This window comes from Delftia sp. ZNC0008, from assembly GCF_000799035.1.
Classification (GTDB): domain Bacteria; phylum Pseudomonadota; class Gammaproteobacteria; order Burkholderiales; family Burkholderiaceae_C; genus Comamonas; species Comamonas tsuruhatensis.
In genome coordinates, this window is record NZ_JTKZ01000256.1 from 1 (window position 1) to 3819 (window position 3819).

Genomic DNA, 3819 nt, shown 5'->3' on the forward strand with positions numbered 1-3819 from the left:
CCGCGTCCGGAGGCGGCTCCAGATGCGGCCCCCTGGGCAGCCGCCTGCGCCAGCGCGGACGGCATGGCCACGGCCAGGCCCCCCAGTGCCAGGCCCGCCATGCAGAGCATGTGCACGGCGATGGCCGTGTGCCTGCAGGCAAAGGCCGGGCGCGGCAGGGCGCGCGATGCGCCGTTGTGCGCGGGACGGGATGGATGGCGTAGTGCCATGCGGGACTCCTTTCGATTCGGGTAGGCGTTGGGTGTTTCACCTTGTCTTCCGAACGAGAAAGCCAAACCCTCAATCGAGAATGCGATCAATTTGCAACCGCAGCGGCCACCGGGCCCGCGCCCGCTGCCGGCACATCGCCGTAGCCCTTGAGCACGTCATCGACCATGAGCTTCACCGAGGTCACGCTGGCCGCCGTGACGTACCAGGCCTCGGAATCGACGAAGACCACGCGGTTGTTCTTCCAGGCGCTGGTCTGGCGCAGCAGCGGGTTGTCCATGCCGGCAGCATCCATGCCCGGGCGGCGCTGCATGATGGCCGTGCGGTCGATCACGTAGAGGATGTCCGGGTTGGCCTGCTGGATGAATTCGCTGGAGATGGGCTGGCCGTGCAGGTCGGCCTCGGCCGCCATGCTGGCGGGCCTGACGCCCAGCGCGTTGAAGACAAAGCCGTAGCGCGACTGCGGGCCGAACGAGGTGAAGGAGCCGTTGTTGTGCATGACGATGAGGGCCGTCTCCTTGCGCCCTTCGGTGGCGCGCCGGGCCTGGGCCACCTTGTCGTACATCTCGGCGGCCTTGGCGCGCGCCAGGTCCTGCTTGCCGAAGATGCGACCCAGGGTCAGCAGATGATCGCGCACGGTGTCCAGGTGCCGGGTGCCGCTGTTCCTGAAGTCCACGTCGAAATGCACGGTGGGCGCAAAGCCCGAAAGCTCCTGGTAGGCGCTGGCCTGGATTGGCGAGATCAGCACCAGGTCGGGCTTGAGCGCATGCACGCGCTCCAGGTTGGGCTGGACGATGGAGCCCAGGTCCTGCACGTTGGCATCGTCCTTGTACCGGGCCAGGAAGTGGGGCACGAAGTCCTTGGGCATGCCGGCAATGGGCACGCCGAGCTGGTCGAGGAAGTCGGCCTCGTTCATGTCCAGCGCGGCCACGCGCTGCGGCGGGCGCTCCACCACCGTCGTGCCCAGTTGGTGCTGCACGGTGACGGGCTTGAACTCGCCGGCGCCCGCCGCCTGCGGCGCTGCGGCCTGTGCCGACGGGTTGGCGGGCCGGTCGCAGGCCGACAGGGCCAGGGCAGCAGCCAGGGCCAACATGGGAGCGTGATGGGGAACGCGGAACAGACGGGTCACGGGCTTTCTCTCCTGAAAAATGGCATGCATTGCTTGACTGTTTTTTGGTGGCGCCGGTGCTCGGCTCAGGCCCGGCCGCGCCCGCGCACCATGAGTGCAAGGAAGTAGCTGCCGCATACCAGGTTGACGAGGATGCCCACCGAGGTGCGGTAGTTGAAGACATGCTCCACCGCCAGCTGCGCCGCGATGAAGATGGACACGGCCACGGCACAGCCCAGCGGCAGCGTGACCCGGTGGCGCGCCGTGCCCGCCAGCGCATAGCTGATGTGGGCCACGAAGATGCCCATGAAGGCCGTGGGCCCCAGCAGGCTGGTGGACACCGCCACCAGCGCGGCAATCAGCGCCAGCTGCAGGCGCAGCTGGCGCTGGTAGTGCACGCCCAGCGAGATGGCCTGCTCGCGCCCCAGGGCCAGCACGTCCAGCACGGGCAGGCTGCGCCGCACGATCACGCAGGCCACGGCCACGATCAGCGCCGACCACAGCAGCTGCGCGGGCCGGGCGCGGTTGAACGAGGTGTAGCTGTAGCCCTGCAGCACAGAGAACTCTCCGGGGCTGATGCGCAGCTGCACGAACTGCGTGAAGGTGCCTATCACCATGCCCAGCACCAGGCCCAGCAGCAGCAGGAAGTACACGTTGTCGCGCCCCCCGCCCAGCAGCCAGCGGTGCAGGGCCCAGGAGTAGCCCAGCATGCAGGCCACCGACAGCCAGAAGTTGCCGCTGGGGCCCAGCACCACCAGGCTTTGCACGCCCATGGCCAGCACCAGCAGCGCCTGCAGCAGCAGGTAGACCGCCTCATAACCCATGATGGCGGGGGTGAGGATGCGGTTGCCCGCAAGCGTCTGGAAGACGATGGACGACAGCGCAATGCAGATGCCGCCGATGACGATGGCCGACAGCCGCGTCAGCCGCCGTGCAATGACGTAGCCGAAGTCCAGCCCCGAGCCCAGCAGCACGAAGCAGGCCGCCAGCGCGACGGCAACCACGGCAGCCGCAATCCATGCGGTGGTGTGAGGCAAGGCCTTGCGCATCACGGCCTTCTGCGCAGGATGAGCACGAGGAACAGCACGCCGCCCACGCTACCCGCCGTCAGGCCGATCGGCACCTCGAAGGGGTGCATGATCAGCCGGCCCACGATGTCGCAGGCCAGCAGCAGCGAGGCGCCGCTGAGCGCGACGATGGGCAGGGTGCGGCCCAGGTTCTCGCCGCATCGCATGGCCACCAGGTTGGGAATGACCAGGCCCACGAAGGGAATGGCGCCCACGGTGATGACCGTGGCCGAGACGGTGACCGCCACCAGCACCAGGCCCAGCGTGGCCAGCGCCGGATAGCTCAGCCCCAGGCTGGTGGCCATGCCCTCGCCCATGCCCAGCACGGTGAAGCGGTGCGCAAACGCATAGGTCAGCACCACGATGGGCACGATGAGGTAGATGATCTCGTAGTGGCCCTGCACGACGCGCGAGAAGTCGCCCAGCAGCCAGCCCTGCATGCTTTGCAGCAGGTTGTGGCGGAAGGCATGGAACTCGGCAATGGCGCTGAGCACGCTGCCGTACATCAGGCCGACCACAGGCACCAGCACCAGGTTGCGCAGGCGCATGCGGCGGACGATGGCCACGTACAGCAGGCTGGCGCCCAGGCAGAACACCAGCGCGAACACCATGCGCCAGGCCACGCCCCACGCGCCCGAGGTAAAGGCCGAGGCGGGCGCCACCGTCAGCGACACCAGAATGCCCAGCTTGGCCGCGTCCAGACCGCCGCAGGTAGCAGGCTCCACAAAGCGGTTCTGCACGATCTGCTGCAGCACGACGCCGCACACCGACAGCCCCACCCCCGTGAGCACCAGCGCTGCCAGGCGCGGCAGGCGGCTGGCCGTGAGGGTGAGCCAGGCATCGCCCGACAGCGACAGCAGCTGCCCCCATTCCACCTGCCGCGCGCCGGTGAGCACGGAGGCGCAGCACAGCGCGGCAAACGGCAGCAGCCATGGCGCCAGGCGCGGGACCTGCGTCCCTGTCGTTGGCTTCGCAGGCTCGCTCAACGGAGGTCCTCGTCCGTGCCCGTGCGCGTTCCCGCAATGCGCCAGCCCTTGGCGGCGCGCCGCCGCGCCAGAAAGCGCGCATACAGGCCCGGCGCCTGTGCCAGCTGCTGCGGCGTGCCCTGCTCGCTGACGCGGCCCTGGTCCAGCACGATGATCTGGTCGGCCATGGCCACGGTGGACAGCTGGTGGGCAATCACGATCAGCGTGCGCCGGCCGCGCAGCCGCGCCAGCGCCTGGGCGATGGCCGCCTGGTTTTCGGCATCCAGCGCGGCCGTGGCCTCGTCGATCAGCAAAATGGGCGCATCCTTGATGAGCGCACGCGCGATGGCGATGCGCTGGCGCTCGCCGCCCGACAGGCGCGCCCCGCCCTCGCCCACCGGCGTGTCCAGGCCCTGCGGCAGGCGCTCGATGATTTCGGCCACGCCGGCCTGGCGGGCCGCTTCCATCACCT

General features: G+C 69.0%; 5 protein-coding genes. All 5 read right to left on the minus strand.

Annotated elements, in window-relative coordinates; genetic code table 11:
* Positions 1-209, minus strand: a 209-nt coding sequence (locus L995_RS08515; protein WP_047470982.1) for a hypothetical protein, incomplete at its 3' end; no start/stop codon positions are given.
* Between the two features lie 86 nt (positions 210-295).
* Complete coding sequence (locus L995_RS08520; protein ID WP_047470989.1) at positions 296-1336, minus strand: siderophore ABC transporter substrate-binding protein; 1041 nt, start codon at positions 1334-1336, stop codon at positions 296-298.
* Between the two features lie 65 nt (positions 1337-1401).
* Positions 1402-2364, minus strand: a complete 963-nt coding sequence (locus tag L995_RS08525; RefSeq protein WP_047470984.1) for an iron chelate uptake ABC transporter family permease subunit — start codon at positions 2362-2364, stop codon at positions 1402-1404.
* Positions 2364-3368 carry an ABC transporter permease gene (locus tag L995_RS08530; RefSeq protein WP_047470986.1) on the minus strand — a complete coding sequence of 335 codons (1005 nt, stop codon included), beginning with the start codon at positions 3366-3368 and terminating at the stop codon, positions 2364-2366. Before L995_RS08530 ends, L995_RS08525 begins: the two co-directional genes overlap by 1 nt.
* The coding region (locus tag L995_RS08535) for an ATP-binding cassette domain-containing protein (protein ID WP_156136017.1) at positions 3365-3819 on the minus strand (455 nt) is incomplete at its 5' end. The genes L995_RS08530 and L995_RS08535, both read right to left, overlap by 4 nt.

What these genes read in the sequence shown, in the direction of transcription:
- L995_RS08525 (WP_047470984.1), bottom strand. Translation starts at nt 2,364, where the DNA reads ATGCGCAAGGCCTTGCCTCACACCACCGCATGGATTGCGGCTGCCGTG.